Genomic DNA, 17,008 nt, shown 5'->3' with positions numbered 1-17,008 from the left:
CTATTTATTTATTCAACCATTTTTTAAAAGATAAGGAACGATCAACACTTACAATTGTTTCAGAATCAGCAACCGGAGAAGGTGTAAGTTCCAGCTTTACCCTACCTCTGGAGTAGGCTGTCATATTTGATATCGCATCCATACTCACCATATACTTACGGTTAATCCTAAAGAAATTATCAGGATTAATAAGGTTTTCGAGCCTGTCAAGAGAATAATCCAGCGGGTAATTGTTGCCCTGAAAAGTCCGCAGGTAAACCCCTTTATCAAAAATGTAAAAATAAGCTATTTCAGCAACCTCCACCTTCCTGATTTTTTCACCAATTTGAATGAGAAATCGTTTTTTATAATCGGGTTGTTTACCTTTAATTTGAGAAAGAAGTGCATCGAAATCAATACTGAATGCCGATTTCAGATTTCGGAACTTCTGCAGGCTCTGGTTAAGATCACTCTGTCGCACAGGTTTTAAAAGATAGGAAATACTGTTTACCTGAAAAGCTTTAATTGCATATTGATCGTAAGCGGTGGTGAAAATCACAGGAGTAGAAACAGACACCTGCTCAAAAATACTGAAACTACTGCCATCAGACAGCTGTATATCAAGAAAAATAAGATCAGCTTTATTTTGAAGAAACCATTTTACCGATTCATTGACTGATCCTAATTTCGCCAAAATTTCTATTCCCGGGTCAGCTATTCTCAGCATTGATTCCAATTTATCAGCTGCCCACTTTTCATCTTCAATTATTAGAACTTTCATCTTTCTCAATATCAATTAATGGAAGTTTTGCAATGTAATAATTCGCATCGATGAAAAAAACTGGTTCTTCATGGCTGATCATCGCATATCGCTTTGTCAGATTCTTCAGCCCCAGGCCTGTTGTAGGACTCATTGACAGTTTGGGCTGAAGATTATTCCGTATAACCAGAAAATCACGCTGACCAAACACTTCAATCCTTAATGGTTTGGCCTCATTAATAACATTATGTTTGATTGCATTTTCCAGCACCACCTGCAACGAAAGAGGTGGTAAGAACATTTTCAGCAAATGGGCCTGAATATTGACCGAATACGACAAATCATTTCCATAACGAATTTGTTGAAGAAACAAATACGAGCGCATAAAATCAATCTCCTTTTCAAGCGTGGCTACCGGCTGTTCAATGGTTTCCAGCACATACCTGTATATATGCGAAAACTCATCAATAAATTGCTGAGCTTTCCCTGTGTCTTTGTTGATCATACCGGATAAAACATTCAGGCTATTGAACATAAAATGAGGGTTGATCTGACTTTTCAACACCTCATATTTTATTTGCGATAGTTCTTCCTGCAAGTTCCTTGCTTTTTTCTCTGAGCGTTTACTTTCAATATAGAAAATCCATCCTTCAAGAATAGCCATGACAAACACATTCACCATGCTAAAAATCAACATATTACTTATCACAACCCGCTTAAAATCCTCACTGTAAGGTTTAATCGCATTGGCTATCAAAGTGAATATTAGTGATACCAGAATTGCCAGCGTAACGGAAAAGATGATCTGGATAAAAATTCTTTTGAGGATTTTAAAGTTCCAGGGTGCCACCCTATTAAGAATGCGGATCATCAAAAGATTAGGATAGGCTAAAAGAAAGCCGGCAAAAAGGCTTAATGTAACTCCACGAAATAATCGATAAAGAAAATAGTCAAAACTGGTAAGAACATGATAGCCCGATAAATGATTATATAAAATCACAATCAACTGAACAGCCAGAACAAACCCAATTAAAAACCGCAAAAGTCTTCCAAAAGATAACAGCTGGTGAATTGATTGAAAACCTATTTTTATTTTCGAACTCATATTCAAAGATAAAATGTTTTAATGAATCATTTGCTGTTTTGGATTTTGGCTGGCCAGCCATTGGTGCCAGTCCCTCTCCAATTGAAACGTCGTTTTGTGATATACCCCCTCCCAGTTAATTCCCAAAACCCAGAGGTTCAGGAATTTTTTCATACCATAGGATTCAATTAAAAACCCGGTAAATGAACCGGCGGCCGCATAGCCCATTTCCGTAAACCTCTTGTCCGCTCCTATATCTATTTTAAGAAGTTCCTCCAGCGGCAGCAATTCCTTATTTGTCAAATACTTTGCTGTTTTTTTATGATTTTTATCTGGATCTCCGGATTTTGCCTCAGCATACATAGCAATGCCTTCATCTAAAAATGAGATGGTTTCTCCCCAGTTCTTATAGAATACCGAGTGAGTCATTTCGTGCACAGCTAATTCATAGGCCGGTAATTTCTCTTCAAAAACAGAAAAATTTCCATGCTGAGTAGCCATTCCCCGCCCCCAGTGAGAGGTATAGAATATTTTTTCATCAAAATCCGAAAAACAGGTAACTGTCTGATGAAACAAAACCGGATTAATTGGAGCAAACAACCTGGCCACAAAAGACATAGCACTGTCGGTTAGAACACCCAGCTCTTTTATTGAAGAAGAATCTATCAGATTATCATTAAACCGAATAGTCCTAAACTCCGATTGCACCTCTTCAAAATCCCCTTTCATATTCAAATGAAAGGAGCAAATAAGCTCCCGAAAGAAAACGTCTTCCTTTTTTTTCTCCGAAATCTTCGGGAAAGACATTCCGGATGCTGCGAAAATCTCGCAGGCTGTTTTATGTGTAATAAAAATAATCGGAACATTTGAGCTTGTAAGCTCTTTATCTTGAAAATTCAAGGTTTGCCTTGTTCCGGTTACGGAAAAAAGAACCACTGCTTCAATATCCATCTGACATAATCTCCGGATTTGCTCCAAAAAGTCTGGTTCTTCCGAGGCCCTGCAATAAGGCATAAGAATTACTTTTCCGGCAAGGCATCCGGATGAACCGATTTTCTCACTTTTTAGACCGGAAAGTAAAACCAGCTTACCGCTGACTTTAACATCTTTGGCATAATTGCCCGTACCATACGGACAGTAATTCGAGTTTATAACCGGCACAAAAGGTGTTTTCTGCGTTGATCCACTTTTAAAACTGATATTTGCAGAGGTCCAGGTCAGATTGGTTTTATCATTATGATAGTACGAAATTTCCGGGCCCTGCGCATTTGATATTAAAAAGGAAAAATACAGAAACAGAAGTATTAAAATTATTCTAAACATACAAAAAGCACTAAAATCAATTGACTAAAGATTCAAAAGAAACCGAAAAGAGAATCTCCTTCCGGTTTCATTCCACTAACTTTTGTATTAGAACCGTTTTAAAATTCCCAGACGAAACGAGATATAATTGTATTTGAGTTCACTATTGTAACCTTCAAACTCAGCATCTCTTGAAAGTGAATTGAATTTAATTCCCGGTGTAAAGTTCCAGTTTTTCCCTAATGGAATATCAACCCCTCCGGCCAGCTGCCAGCCCAGACCATGACCGGTATCGTCAACAATTTCTCCTTCGCTGTTTTCTGTTTCGATGTGATTGTACAATCCTCCGACGCGCAAATAATACTGTATTGGAGAATCCCCTAAAGGGTGTTTGTATTGCAAACCGAAAACATAGCCGGTTTCTTCAAAACAAACATCGTTTCCTCCAAAAGAATCATTTGCACCAAACTGATTCCAGCCCCAACCAAGATAAACACCTGTATGGGTCAAAAAGCGGTAGTGAAAAATTCCTTCAAAACCCAATCCCGTATCCCTGGTAGTTTCGCCCAGGTTCCCTGTAGCGACTGACAACCCGCTGCTGAATTCAAATCCAAAGCGTTTTTCCTTTTCCTGTGCCATGGTAGTCACTGACACCATGATTGCAAATACAATACTTACTAAAGCTCTCGTCTTCATTTTTATTTATCTTTAATTCTGAAAAAAATTGACGGAGCAAAAGTATAGCGAGATTATAGCGACAAAAAAGATTAGTGGTTGAAAGGGTATTTCAAAGTTATGAAAGGGTTTTCATTAGATCTAATCGTGTAAAGTCTTTCTTTCCGGAATTTGCTTTTTGAACCAAATTGCGATCAATATAAATGATGTAGGAGCTCCAACAACCCAAACCATACTTGAAGCAATAAAAATTATCTCAGAGATATCCATCATGCTATAACCAATTTGACCAACAGCAGAGATAATCTGTACCATAAGCAAGCCCCTAATCCATTTTTCAAGTCTGCCACTTTGAAAGATAAAACTTGCAAAAAACATGGAAATAGCCATGTACACATAAGAATTTGCTAATGCATTGTATATGGAATGTGAATTATCAGGAATAAACATTTCTATTCCGGCTATTTCCCCTGCTGCTAAACTTTGTCTAACGGAAACTGCTTGTATATTGTAGTTAATACTGGCCATAACTGCATAAAGAATCCCAATTGAAAGCGCAATCAAACTCCATAACTTTTTATCCTCCGGCAAAACTCTGTGTGTGCATGCAAGCATAATGATATAGGTTAATGCTAATAATAGAGAAGGATAGATCAATGTCAACCTGGAGATGTTAAAGGCCTCTGCATAGTCTTTTAAATTTTTCCATTCCGGTACAGGTTGAAATACATCTTGCATATTGAAGGTTACAAACCATATTATTGCAAAGGATGCGGAAAAAATAGCAGACCAAAAACCAAGCTTGATTTCACTTTTCTTCATGTCAACGCTGTTATTAAACTTAAATACAAGAACGATCCTTTTACTAATAAGTATAATAATTGCACAGGATATTGTTTCTTTCGTTTTAGCATCGCCCCCCTATTGGTTTGATTGAATTTTTTGAGGTAATGATTCCCGTTCCCTTTTCCCAAAAAATGGCAATTATCCTTTGAGTATGCCGCTGCCGCCTATGTGCGTTAAATCCCATTATTGTGGTTTGGTTTTAATATTTTTAATCATATAGAATGTGCATAGAACTGTTATTAAGTTAAATGAAGGGATAATAAATATAACTGGAATAACATTAACTCCATTAATGGCCATTGCGATAATTTTGGCAGTCAAAGCTGTCATTAACAATGATAGAAACCCTAAATAAATTGTTGAATAGATGTATCCAATTTTCTTTTTTCTGAAAAGCAGGAATCCAACCACAAAACTTACAGGCAATAATAACCCAAGATCGAACCCTTGTACAATCAACGTTGTAAAATGGTTCAACTCCAATGGGTATATGGAGCCATCAAATAGAGGAGGCACTATTATTCCAAGCCAAAGACATGCAATTGCAACTGCATTAATCATTAAAAAACTTCCGACACTTTTTGCAGGTGTTTTTTCCGAGAATTGATAGTGGCTGATTTGCTCTAATACCCTGATTGAAATAAATAAACCAAAAAAAGAAAAAGCGAGAAGTGTTACATAGCAAAGAAACAGAAAATTGTACATACCCATTGCTGTATAAAACAAGTATGTTACAAAAAAATAACCAAGTATTCCGCTTAGAAGAAAAAATGACCGGATGGAGTTTTTAAGATATCCCAGGAGTGAGATCAATAAAAATGGTATAGCAATAAACAGTGTAACATAATCCTGAGCAATGCCTTGAACTGCAACATCAGACGGCATGTGTTGATATAGACCTCTGCCATAAATTTCTATGTCGTGGCCACGTATAGATTGATATATAAATGAACCGTCACCAAATTGTAAGAAAATTCCAATAAAAGACGCAACGCCAGCCAAGACGGCAACCAAAAGAACAATAATCGATATTTGTCTTTTTTTATTCATGATATGCTTCCTATCTTTTCAATAAGCTCTTTTCTGTAGCAAAAGTAACAAGGTGAATAATAAAAAGAAAGGCCTGCCGGCATTCCGACAGACCTTTGACCTTAACCCTAACCCGAGGGCAAATATAAGCCTGTAAATTCGGGTGTACAAATTTTTTAAAAGAAAATTCCCTACTCTAAAGGAACAGCTTGTATCAGATCATTCTGCATCACAAACTCTCCCCCATCCAACCAATTTTTCTCTGCTTCCGGATTCAGTATTACCGGCATTCGTTTCTTTGTATTATGAATCTCACTCATTAATTCATTTGCAGCTGTAGTGATAATTGTGTATGTATTCAGCGTTTCTCCGGTATTTCTATTTGTCCAGGTATTCCAGAGTCCTGCAAAAGCAAAAGCCTTGTTATCCGGCAGTGTTAGCAGGTACTTCTGTTTGGATTTTCCTTTCGGATCAAGCCATTTCCATTCATAGAACCCATCGGCCAGAACCAGGCAGCGTTTCGAAAGTGATGGTTTGAACGACGGTTTTTGGTCAAGTGTTTCCAGTCTTGCATTGAGCGTGCTTTTGCGAATGTTGGTGTCTTTCGCCCAGGGTGGAAGGAGTCCCCATGAAAAACCCTGAATGACATCTTTCCTGTCATTGGCAATTACCGGTGTAACCGGAAAAGTAAAAGCATTAAAAATCTCCGGAGTGTACCATTCCGGTGTCAAAAACCGGGCTTTGAAACGGTCTTCAAGCTGTTTGAAGGTTTTGTTGTTTTTGGTTCGGAAACACATGGTTTTTGGGTTTTAAACTGTTTTTTTCATCACCTACCCAACCGGGAGCTTTAGCCTTGCAAAAACCTTTGAAGGATTTCTCCTTTGTTCCAGAATATACTCCATAACCGGATTGGTGTCCAACTGTTCAAAATCTATAAATTCCTTTTCCCTGACAAGGATCCTTACCGGAAAGACAATTCCTGTTTTGGTATCGTTAATAAAATAACGGGAATTACTGAAAGTTATCCGCCCATAAAATCTTACTCCCCTTCCCATCCTCTCTTTGATGGACTCAATGGTTGGGTTCTTAATAAAAGTCAGGCGGCAGGCCTGATAGTCATGATCTTTGTTATCGGAAGACCTTAAACGAAAGGTTACCACATCGTCCTTGCGGGGACAAGCCATGGGCAGTTCTTTGGTTTGCCGGGCCCACAAAATCTGTTCATTTTTTTCATATCGGGAAAAGAAAGATTTTCCGGTTATCTCTTCCTTAATAAATCCGTATTCCTTACTCACATCAAATTGGGTAACAACGCCTCTGAACTCTTTATTCATAGATGCAGATGTAATCATTCATTTTTCCAAAGGAGGTCAGTATAAATCAATGGCAATCCTCGAATCGAAAAAAATATATTATCGTCCCAATATTGGAGGTTATAAGCATTGTCATTTTCATTTTCCAGAACCCATAAATGCATAATTGATTTTACACCTTCTTTTTCAGCGTTTGCATAAAAAGTGGCATAATCCTCAAAAACAACTTCTTCCCCTAAAGATGAAGACTCAAATTTAATTTTGGTCATAGATGGTAACTCTTTGAAATTTTCCTTTACCAATTGTCCAAACAACTCAATGCTTGAGGAGTATTCATTATTGGCAATCCGCTTTCCTTCAATCGTAGTTAATATTCTTTGGACTGAAGCAGTATCAATATGGTTGGATTTTCCATATATTGAAACTTCATAATTGCCCTTTTGAGTTTCAATTTCAAATCGTGGTCTTTCAAGAATAACTCCCTCGTTTAAACGAAATTGTTTATAGTGCTTCTCGAAATCTTCAACAGGCTTTCCTATAAAGCTTGCCATTTTTCTTAAATCAAGGTGATTATAAACGGCTTCGGTATTATCCTTGGAACAGCTTGTTAATAGGATTGCTATCAATAAAGCCAAAAAAAGTTTTAGCTTTAAATTTCTAAAAGAGTATTCCATAATTGTGCTCATAGCATTTCGGTTAGTAAAATCCGGTTTTCAAGAAAATTATTGGTTTATAAGGCCTTATCCTGCTAAGTAAGTCAACCTAATCCTAAACACCTTCAACATTAACAGGCTCAATATCACTTCAGGCAAAAAAGCCGGCAGAAAAATAAAGACAAACATTATATCGAAAGGAAAATTCCAGAAACTCCAGATAAAAAATGATGCCGCTATTGTCAAACACCGGGTAAGTCTACAGAACCAGTCCAATTTTATGGGGGTCAATATCACCGGAGAGGGGGGTCAGTATCACCGGAATATCCAATTTATCATACTTATTTATCTTGTCACTATTTTTTACACCATAAAAGTAACAAAAACGGGTATTTAAAAGAAGAACGAAGGTGAGAAAATAATAATGCAATCGTTTTGCCGTTGAAAAGACAGCTTTCATTAATTCACAAAATTGCTCAATAGTTGAAATGAAAAACCTAAAGCCAAAATTGCAGCACCAACTTTTGAAAAGAAAATCTTCTTCTTTGCCTTACGTTCTAATTGCCTTGTTCTCTCATCAGAAGGAAGAGTAATAACATAAGTCTTTGCATCCGGGAAAATAGACCTTTCCAAATTGCCAGAATTCATAAGATGGCTCCCGAAAAAACATCCCAATCATAGTAGAAATCATCAAAAGCCCTTTATTCCACATTGGCCTTAAACCTCTGTGATAAATCTTTGACCAAAGCTTCAATGCTGCTTATATCCAGGTTGTGCTGTTCAACATTGTGTACCACGTGCCCCAATAAAATGAATCCTCATTCAAAATAATTATTTGCTTTAATACCTGTTACCCACCCGGAATTTCCTTCAATTCATAATTTGTGCTTCGCCCACCGCTTGCATCCTTTTGTAAGATATCCTTCTTTATCAAATCCTGAATATCCCGAAGAGCTGTATCTTGTGAACACTTATTAATTTTCCCCCACTTGGAGGTTGTTAACTTCCCGTCAAATCCATCAAGTAGTCTGTTTATTATTTTTTGCTGCCTGTCATTCAGAATTGTGGTTGAATGGATTTTCCAAAATTCTGCTTTATGAAGTATTTTCGATAAAGTGTCGTCAGTGGAGTGAATAGCATTTATCAAACATTGTAAAAACCACAGAATCCACTCTGTTATATCTGAATTTCCTTTTTGGGTCTTTTCAAGCTTTTCATAATACTGTTTTCGCTCAATTCTGATTTGTGCAGACATACTGTAGAAGCGCCTGATACTTTTATCAGACCGTGCCAATGTCATATCTGTAATGGCTCTTGTGATTCGTCCGTTCCCATCGTCAAACGGATGAATTGTAACGAACCATAAATGAGCAATAGCTGCTTTAAGAACCAAATCCAGCTCATGCTCGTTTTCAAACCAGTTTAGGAACTTTTTCATTTCCGGTTCTATTCTGTCTGAAGCCGGAGCCTGGTAATGAACTTTTTCTTTTCCCATAGGACCTGACACTACCTGCATTGGACCAGTCGTATCTTTTCTCCAGCCTGCAACTGTAATTTTATACAGATTACTCCAACCTGTCGGAAACAATGCAGCATGCCATCCAAACAATCTCTCTTTGGTCAAAGGCAAATCATATCTTTGAGTTGCGTCAAGCATCATTTCAACGATTCCGTCAACATGCCGTTCCGATTCCACCGCTCCCGCTATATCAATTCCCAATCGACGGGCAATAGAAGAACGGACTTGTTCTATTGCCAAGAATTCACCCTCTATTTCAGATGATTTGATAACGTCTAAGGTAAGCGTGTTCAAAATCGCTTCATTTTGCAAATCAAAACCCAGCGATTCCATTTTCCCAAGCAGCCTGCCTTGTAGATTTCTTGCTTCACCCAGTTTTAGCATCACTTTTTTACTGTCCCATGTGAAGTCAGTCCAATTCTCTTTTTCGTGTATATAGATCTTCATTCTCCGCATATTTTGCGATAAATATAGTCTTTATTCTCCGCAAATGAAACTTTCTCCGCAAATTATGCCTGGATTATTGCTGCTAATCTCCGTATTGCGGATTCTCTGCATGACCGTAACTTTCCGGATGAAAATGCGCTTGGGCGTGGCTTTTTGACCAGCTGTGGTTTTATCGGGCCGGAGCTATTAAAAAAGTAAAACCAAACCTTCAATATGCTGTGGATAGTTCATTTCATCCACTCAGTTAATAAAATTACATTATTTCCTTTATAATTAAACATATTAATGGAGTCATCAATTTGAAGTCCTTTTATATCATTAGCTTTCACAATCACAATATGCTTCTCAATTGACCTTATCAATTCTGAATTTACTTTTCCTGTTTTTAAAATGGAAACTGTAAATCGATCTTTGGGCTTAATAATTTTCATAAAGTTATCAAACAAACCTGGAACAAAGCATTCAACATTCCCGTCCCAAATCATCTGCATCAAAGACGAATCGCCTTTCCGGGTAAAAAAATGATTTTTAATTTTTTGACTATTAGATAATGAATCAACATATTCTTTCTCAATCCATAAGACCAGAACACTGTCAGATGAATTTAAATAATGCAAATCTATTTGATTATAAAGTGTATCAGCATAATATTCATTAACCCCTCTCTCAATCGTTAATAATTTATCTTGAGAGTAAGAATTTAAAGAAAAAGCCAGTCCGAGTATTATCAATATCATGCTTTTCATTATGCTATTTTGGGGATTATTTTTGTCATCATAAATCCATATTCCCATATAGATAAAAATCCATGTTCCCTTCTTGGCTCAAACTTTATATTAAAAGCTGTGAACCTGAGGATAACAATTATTAAAGTCATAGAACCAATAAAGTAGAACCTCATAATTTTGCTTATATTTTTTGATAAATTTCAAATATGACTGCAATTGGATTTAATGATTTTGAAAAAGGAAAGCAAAAATTATTAATACGCTGAAATCTAAAATAGTTGAAATACATCTTTTACACTTACTATCAGGTAATTACCTGGTTTTTCCTTTTCAATTTACGGAAATTTAATTTCTCCTTCTTTCTCAACTAAAGTCCAATTTTTTTTGTCAATCGTGGCCGTATCTACAATTTCAACCAAATTCAAGAATCCTAAAAACGGAGTTAACTTTACGGTCCTTTGTCCGCCGTAGCCAAATGCACCTATGTCCCACATTTGGTGCCTAATGGTCACTTTCGGGTTTTCTCTTCTCTCATAAATTATTTCTTCATCCACCCAGGCTCCAAACCCAAATGAGAACATCAGGAAGATTGTTCCGATAAACATTCCACCTGCAATTATTGGTGTCAAAATTACAATAACAATGTTTGTTTTTTGGGGTCTGTCCTTTTTCAAAGTCCATCCAAGTGTCAGCAAAATTGCAATAGGGAGTCCTTGAAGAATTATATCATAGAAAAGATGCGTATGATGCCAATCAGCGAACTCAATTGGAACTACTTGTCCAATAGTCATTGCATAGATTGCAATTCCAAAGAACAGTAAGGTTATCCACTTAAATATTTTTTGAATTCGTCTCATCCTGTTTAAATTAAGAATCGCTTATGCAATAATTTCGACCAAATCCGTTCCATGATTGTCAACACTTCGTCCTTGAGCATCAAATTAATCAACCTGATATACACAATTGGAAGTTTCTTCTATTTACATACTTAAACCTATAGGTAATTTAATAATCTCTCCGTTTGTTTTTTTATATTCTTTAAGTATAATTCAAATTATCAGTTCAACCCTTTGCAATGTCCTAAATAAAAGTGAGTTGAAATTAAAGAGTCAGCTTGTATTCTATATATATATTCTCCTTTCACAATCAACGTGTCATTTAAATTTCTTGGAATCTCAGTATCAAAATGTAACAATAACGTATCTTCAGATTTTATATAATCTCCTGTATAGAAGTTATCTGAAAAAAATACTCCAGTCCAATGAATATCAAATTTTCCATTTTCTCTTAATTTAAGAGTTGCTTGATTCTGTGTTCCTTCATAACATGCTCGAAAATCCACTTGCCCGTATATTTTATCCAGATTTATCTTCAATGGGTTAAACATCCCATCAAAAAGTAAAATTATCATTATAATAATTGAGATGAATATCTTAAAAGTCATGTTTTTTCGTTGCTTTATTAGTCTGACAAATTCAATAATAATCTTAACAATCAGCCAGAAGAATAAAACTGCAATTCCCAAAAAAAATAAAATATTCCAAGACCCTCCCGGATTCCTTTCCCAAATCGGTCGGAATCTTATCAATCCGACAAATAGAAGTGAAATAATCAACGATACTTTGAGGTTTCTTGTCATGCTCGTTTCATTCTTTAAATTCCAATTGTCCTATTTGCATTGTTTTTTTGTAATTGTCATTTTCCAATTGAACGGCTATCCTCTCTGTTTCCTGTTTCTCTGTTCCATAATGTGTTGTTAACTCAGCATAAACAGTCACTGGTCCGGTTATTGTTTGTCGGGATTCACTATAATAGTTTACATAAACCGTATAAAAACCACGTTTAGCATTTTTTAAAGAAAATTCCTCGGGTCCATAGCCTTGTGTAAAATCCGTTGTTATCTTCCCTCCAATTCTTGTGTGCGTGTTTTTGTAAAAGCATTTTTCACCATTGGGGTCAATTACCCATAAATCAATATCACTTTCATTACTGCTCCAATCTATGGTGATGCGAACATCAAGGGGCATTGATTTTATGTAATCCTTACTTACTTTGGTCAAGTCCAAATAATCTCCATATAATGCTACAAGACAGTTTAATTCATTAAATACTACATCCTTAATTTCTTCAAAACGCCCCCATTCATTATCTAAAATGTATAAATACATGTCTAATGCCTTGTTATACTCTTTGTTTTCATTATAGGCCATTGCTAAATCCCGGAATGATTGTGGTTCTTCAGGACGTAAATCTTTAATCTCCAAAAAGATTTTAATAGCAAGTTCATACTCACCTTCATCTAAAAGTCGTCTTGCAACGACTTTAAGTAATTCGGGATTTTCTAAATCCAATTCAATTGCATTTGATAAAATCCTGATAGCTTCGCTTTTCCTTCCCTTTGAAAAGAACAGGTCGGATACTTGAATGTAAAACGCAGGACGGCTTATATTTTCATCTTTCAGTTTGTAATAAAGCGGAAGAAGTTCTTCATCTTTCGCAACTCTTAACTCTTTAATATAAGGAGCATCGGGAATCCAGGATAGTACCTTAATTGAGGATTTTGGTGTTGTATAATGAGATGCTGAACTTGTCACCATAAATAAAACATCTTCACCTTCTTCTTCACTTTCCATATTAGAGAAATCGAGCTCCATTTCTTCCGTGGCTTCTGGATCTTCGATAACCAACTCTTCTTCCAACTCAACATCATCGTCAACGATATTAAGCGATTCCGAAACATTGGGAGGAGGAGGTGGTGGTGGCGGTGTGACAGCTTCTTGTCTTGTAACAGGAATGATTTCCTCCTCTTCAGCTAATCCAGATACTGATCCCGATAAAGCTTCAGATACACTTTCAGACTGTTTCTTAGTATTTGGCTGCAAAGGTCTTTCATACCATTGTTCTAATTTTTTAAACCGGTTAGTATTTCTTTTCTCTATGACATCAACTGATGGCTTTTCGGGTTCACTATCTTTACTCAATGTCAAAAGTCTGTTGTATTCATCCAGCAATTCAGAGGGAGGTGTAATCTTATGAAATACATAATCCTCTACTCTATCTAATACCAACAATGATGTATTCTTTGTTATGATGTTGTGCTTTTGACTCAAAATAAGTATATCATTTTTATTTTGCTCATAATTAGAATTCAATGCAGCGATTTTTTTAGCGGCCCACAGTCGTGCAATGGTTTCAGAACCGGTTTTTTTCGTTATAGTAAAGGATTTTGTTTGCGTTATACCGCTTTTACCCCCAAAATTGACCTTTAACTCTGCCTCATTTCCAATAAGTATTCCTGCTACTTCAAAGTAATCATCAACTCTTTTCGACACTTTTGGATAAATTTCTTTGATTAGTCCGGAATCATAATCGTACGATAAAAACTTCTCCTCATCATACATTAAAAGTCGCAATGCCCTATCGTTTGACACCACACCTAAATCAATAAATTCTCCATTAGTTTCAGCACATATATGTTTCAAAAAGGAGTAATTACTACCTGCACTTGATGTTATTGCGTATATGGGTGTCTTTGTCAATAACAGTTCATCTTTTCCGATTGTGTTTACACCATCAGAAAAAAGAAAAATCTCATCTACATTATTAGGTAGTTTTATGTTTTCAAATAAGGTTGCACCATCATTTTCAAAACTCTTAATGTAACTTATCACCTCATTAGCAGACGTAAAATTTTTAAGTTCAGAAACATTCTGATTAAATACAGTAACAGAGATATTTACTTTTGAATTTAATGTATTTAAGTATGAGTGTAAAAGATTTAACTCTGCTGCAATTTTTCGCTTTGTTGTTGAAAATGAATTATCCCAGAATATAGCAATATTTTTGGGTGAAGCTTTTTTTTTGATTCCTAATTCATCGGGTTTCATATTCAGATAAAAATATGTTTCTCCATCATAATCGCAGGTAAAAAGCTGATACTTATCTTCTGAAAAACGGGGAACAGTAAAATTTAAAGGTTCGTTTGTTGTAAAATTATCACGTTCTAAATGAAACACATAAGCATCATCTTGATTGTCAAATTCTATATTTTGAAAACCAGAACTTATCTTCTTAGACTTCAAACCGCTTTTTATCGCTTTCACATTGAGAGAAAACTGTTTTACCTCTTGCATATTTTCCAAAGGGAGTAAGTAGTGCAGATTTTCTGCATCTCCAAAAAGAGTTTCTACAAAAGCCAAAACAACACGCTTGCTTCCTTTGGCAGGAACGGGGTAAATCTTTGTTTTAAAACTATTTCCTTTGGTTCTATTTATTATTCCCGGGTCAATCTGTTGTCGAACAACCGCTTCAAATGTTTGTCTTGCTTTAATTTTTTCAACAATTACACCTTCGCGTAGTTTTCCATTTATATCTAAAGCATAGCGACAGATTTCTTGCCCATTTTTCAGAGGCATTGATAATTCTCCCTCTAAGATTCTATTATAAGGATTGAAGAAAACAATGTCAAAAGTTGTTGTGGCTATATTACCCAAGATTTCAACATTAATATTAAGCTCAGAGATTTCAAGACTTTCACTTCCACTTTCTCGATGCACACTAAGAGTAGGAACTTGTGCCAATCCTAGTTGACTTATTGCAATGATAATTAGTACTATCTGTAATGTTTTCATATTATGTTATAAGTATGATGGATTCATTTTTTTTAATGCAAGAGAACGGACGAGTGTATGGCAAGTAAGCCACGCACGAAACTTTTAATTGAAACAATAACTTGACTGGCTTATTTGCTATACACATTGTTGAACTAAACCCTCCTTTCGTCGGGAGAAATAAAAATAGCTAAAAATGTTTACTTTACAGAATTTAACTAAAAGTAAATAACATGAAAAACAAAAAGAAGCAGCCTTAAATCAGGCAGCTCCATTACTGGAGAAGATGCGGCAACGCATGGTTCTGGAAAACCTCTCGCCGCGCACCATCGTATCCTACCTAAATGGTCCGCGCCAACTGATCCGTTACTACAACAAACCCCCTGAAGAGATTACTTCGGATCAGATTTTATCCTATTTGGTGTATTTAAGGGAAGAGAAGCAGCAAAAGCGCAACACCATGCGTATCGCGGTGAACGGCATCCGTTATCTCTACAAACATTTTTTGAACCGTGCTGAGATCTGCGAGCAGCTTCCCTATCCCAAAGCAGAGCGTTATATCCCTGAAGTTTTCACCGGTGCAGAGCTTAAGCGTTTGTTTCAGGGCATAAAAAATCAAAAGCACCGCGTACTCTTAAAACTGATTTACTCTGCCGGCTTGCGTCGGGGTGAAGCCTGTAACATTCTTTTAAGTGACATTGACACCAAGAATATGCAAATACGCGTACGTGGTGGTAAAGGACGGCGAGACCGCTATGTGATGTTATCGCGTCACATGTTGGTAGAATTGCGTTCCTATATCCATAATTTCTGGCCACGACATTATTTATTCAATGGTCGCAAAAAAGGAACTCCCATTACAGCATCCTGCATCCGTTGGGCCTTATGCCAGGCTCTTAAACGGGAAGGATTGCAACGAGGACTTAATGTACATTCTCTTCGTCACTCATTTGCCTCTCATCTTTTAAGCATGGGAGTAAATCTCATGGTCATTCGAGATTTGCTGGGTCACCAAAGCATTCTGACGACCATGATCTATCTGCACATCAATTATCGCATGAAGAGTGATGTGATAAATCCCTTGGATAAAATGTTCCCCGTTGTATGAAAAGGTCAGGTATTGCAGAGGTGATTTCGCGGTTTCGGAATCGTATGGATGAAACCGGGTTTACCAGTCGTCAGAAAACAGTGATGACCCATCTTAGTCAGTGCCACACACCTGTGTTGGGTGGTCGATTAAAAGCCTGTGATTGTTGTGGGCATACCCATCTGATGTGGTACAGTTGTCGCAATAGTCACTGTCCCCAATGTACCCACATCAAACGAGAGCGATGGATTCTCAGCCGGAAGGAAGATCTCTTACCGGTGGGTTATTTTCATGTGGTTTTTACCCTGCCCCATGAATTAAATCCATTGTGCCTTCAGCATCCGAGGGAGATATATAATTTGTTGTTTCAGTCGGTATGGAAAACCATGCAGACTTTTGGGAAGAAGTCCCTTGGTGCTCAAACAGGGATGATTGCTGTGTTGCATACATGGGGCCAAAACATCAGTCTGCATCCCCATATTCATTGTTTGGTGCCGGCCGGAGGATTAACACCGCAAGGGAAGTGGCGCAGGTCCAAAGCCAAAGGTAAGTATCTCTACCCGGTAAAAGCACTGAGTAAGATGTTCAGGGGAAAGTTCACCGATGGACTGCAAAAGTTGCATGAAAGAGGCACCATTAAACAGGATGCACCTATTGACTTGTCTCAAAAACAGCTTCATCCACTTTACCGTCGTAAATGGGTCGTTTATGCCAAGAAGCCGGTCAGGGGATCAAATCATGTGGTGGAATATCTGGGCCGGTATGTCAACCGTGTAGCCATAGCCAACAGCCGCATTAAAAAGGTTGTAAGCCATCGGCCTCCCACGTATAAAAGTAAAGATTTTTCCCGACCAGAGGTTTCACCAGTCGGGGAAATTGGGATTTTCTAAGTTCTACTGGAATCTCTTGGAATTAGTTGGAGCTTTCCGGAAATTTCTGGCAATCGTTGGATTTTTTCCAATTGTGTGGCAAAAGA

Annotated in this window: 15 protein-coding genes and 1 pseudogene; 2 read left to right on the top strand and 14 right to left on the bottom strand. The window is 36.9% G+C overall.

Going from position 1 to position 17,008, the window contains the following annotated elements; genetic code table 11:
* Positions 1-4 precede the first annotated feature (4 nt).
* From BY457_RS08625 to BY457_RS08550, 14 genes are all read right to left on the bottom strand, one after another.
* Positions 5-760 (bottom strand): LytR/AlgR family response regulator transcription factor, encoded by a 756-nt coding sequence (locus BY457_RS08625; RefSeq protein ID WP_106152936.1) that lies wholly within the window; start codon positions 758-760, stop codon positions 5-7.
* Complete coding sequence (locus BY457_RS08620; RefSeq protein WP_106152935.1) at positions 741-1,844, bottom strand: sensor histidine kinase; 1,104 nt, start codon at positions 1,842-1,844, stop codon at positions 741-743. The genes BY457_RS08625 and BY457_RS08620 overlap by 20 nt, the downstream gene beginning before the upstream one ends.
* Before the next feature lie 18 nt (positions 1,845-1,862).
* Positions 1,863-2,984 (bottom strand): hypothetical protein, encoded by a 1,122-nt coding sequence (locus tag BY457_RS08615; protein ID WP_146130963.1) that lies wholly within the window; start codon positions 2,982-2,984, stop codon positions 1,863-1,865.
* Positions 2,985-3,233: 249 nt separating this feature from the next.
* Positions 3,234-3,821 carry an outer membrane beta-barrel protein gene (locus BY457_RS08610; protein ID WP_106152933.1) on the bottom strand — a complete coding sequence of 196 codons (588 nt, stop codon included), beginning with the start codon at positions 3,819-3,821 and terminating at the stop codon, positions 3,234-3,236.
* A 120-nt stretch (positions 3,822-3,941) separates the two neighbouring features.
* On the bottom strand, positions 3,942-4,622 hold the full coding sequence (locus BY457_RS08605) for a hypothetical protein (RefSeq protein WP_106152932.1): 681 nt from the start codon (positions 4,620-4,622) through the stop codon (positions 3,942-3,944).
* Between the two features lie 207 nt (positions 4,623-4,829).
* On the bottom strand, positions 4,830-5,696 hold the full coding sequence (locus BY457_RS08600) for a hypothetical protein (RefSeq protein ID WP_106152931.1): 867 nt from the start codon (positions 5,694-5,696) through the stop codon (positions 4,830-4,832).
* Between the two features lie 170 nt (positions 5,697-5,866).
* Positions 5,867-6,472: an SOS response-associated peptidase gene (locus BY457_RS08595; RefSeq protein WP_106152930.1), complete on the bottom strand. Its 606-nt coding sequence runs from the start codon at positions 6,470-6,472 to the stop codon at positions 5,867-5,869.
* Positions 6,473-6,505: 33 nt separating this feature from the next.
* A complete protein-coding gene (locus tag BY457_RS08590) occupies positions 6,506-7,027 on the bottom strand; it encodes a hypothetical protein (RefSeq protein ID WP_258176673.1) in 522 nt (173 codons plus the stop codon).
* Positions 7,024-7,674 (bottom strand): hypothetical protein, encoded by a 651-nt coding sequence (locus BY457_RS08585; protein ID WP_106152929.1) that lies wholly within the window; start codon positions 7,672-7,674, stop codon positions 7,024-7,026. The genes BY457_RS08590 and BY457_RS08585 overlap by 4 nt, the downstream gene beginning before the upstream one ends.
* A gap of 817 nt (positions 7,675-8,491) precedes the next feature.
* Positions 8,492-9,607: a Fic family protein gene (locus BY457_RS08570; protein WP_106152926.1), complete on the bottom strand. Its 1,116-nt coding sequence runs from the start codon at positions 9,605-9,607 to the stop codon at positions 8,492-8,494.
* Between the two features lie 227 nt (positions 9,608-9,834).
* The gene (locus BY457_RS08565; RefSeq protein WP_106152925.1) at positions 9,835-10,353 is read right to left on the bottom strand and encodes a hypothetical protein; all 519 of its coding nucleotides are present in this window, start codon (positions 10,351-10,353) and stop codon (positions 9,835-9,837) included.
* A 317-nt stretch (positions 10,354-10,670) separates the two neighbouring features.
* Positions 10,671-11,192 (bottom strand): hypothetical protein, encoded by a 522-nt coding sequence (locus tag BY457_RS08560; protein ID WP_106152924.1) that lies wholly within the window; start codon positions 11,190-11,192, stop codon positions 10,671-10,673.
* A gap of 200 nt (positions 11,193-11,392) precedes the next feature.
* Complete coding sequence (locus BY457_RS08555; RefSeq protein ID WP_106152923.1) at positions 11,393-11,974, bottom strand: hypothetical protein; 582 nt, start codon at positions 11,972-11,974, stop codon at positions 11,393-11,395.
* Positions 11,975-11,981: 7 nt separating this feature from the next.
* Positions 11,982-14,966, bottom strand: a complete 2,985-nt coding sequence (locus tag BY457_RS08550) for a VIT domain-containing protein (protein WP_106152922.1) — start codon at positions 14,964-14,966, stop codon at positions 11,982-11,984.
* Positions 14,967-15,231: 265 nt separating this feature from the next.
* Between BY457_RS08550 and BY457_RS08545 the strand changes: the two genes are divergently transcribed.
* Both BY457_RS08545 and BY457_RS08540 read left to right on the top strand, forming a co-directional pair.
* Positions 15,232-16,053 (top strand): tyrosine-type recombinase/integrase, encoded by an 822-nt coding sequence (locus BY457_RS08545; RefSeq protein ID WP_106152921.1) that lies wholly within the window; start codon positions 15,232-15,234, stop codon positions 16,051-16,053.
* Positions 16,050-16,842 (top strand): annotated as a pseudogene (locus BY457_RS08540) (IS91 family transposase); the annotation flags it as partial. The gene BY457_RS08545 and the pseudogene BY457_RS08540, both read left to right, overlap by 4 nt.
* Positions 16,843-17,008: the final 166 nt, after the last annotated feature.

It is taken from the genome of Marinilabilia salmonicolor, assembly GCF_003003035.1.
Taxonomy (GTDB): domain Bacteria; phylum Bacteroidota; class Bacteroidia; order Bacteroidales; family Marinilabiliaceae; genus Marinilabilia; species Marinilabilia salmonicolor_A.
The sequence above is the reverse complement of the archived record's forward strand: the minus strand, read 5'-3'. Positions and strand labels throughout refer to the sequence as shown.